Origin of the sequence: Algoriphagus aestuariicola, from assembly GCF_017254835.1 — a bacterium.
Taxonomy (GTDB): Bacteria; Bacteroidota; Bacteroidia; order Cytophagales; family Cyclobacteriaceae; genus Algoriphagus; species Algoriphagus aestuariicola.
The window spans coordinates 1-282 of the sequence record NZ_JAFKCW010000081.1; the positions used below are offsets into that span (position 1 = coordinate 1).

At 54.6% G+C, this 282-nt stretch carries 1 tRNA gene; it reads right to left on the bottom strand.

Annotation, left to right across the window (positions count from 1 at the left end):
* Positions 1–129 precede the first annotated feature (129 nt).
* Positions 130–205 (bottom strand) — tRNA-Phe (locus J0A67_RS23740).
* Between the last annotated feature and the right edge of the window lie 77 nt (positions 206–282).

Below are 282 nucleotides of genomic sequence, written 5' to 3' on the forward strand. Positions count from 1 at the left end.
GCCGCGTTGAACAGCGCTTTAGAGCTGGCCCGTAGGGTGAGGCCCTTGGCCGAATAATCGAACGCAGTTCGATGGAGAGTCCGTATCTCAGAAAGCGAAAAACCCGCCATAGGCGGGTTCTTCTAAATATGGTGCCCGGACTCGGAATCGAACCAAGGACACGGGGATTTTCAATCCCCTGCTCTACCGACTGAGCTATCCGGGCAACGGGGCGCATTAAACCGTATTGGCCGGATGGCGTCAATCGCTTTCTGTCACAAAGCCGATCGGTTGCTCTATTTT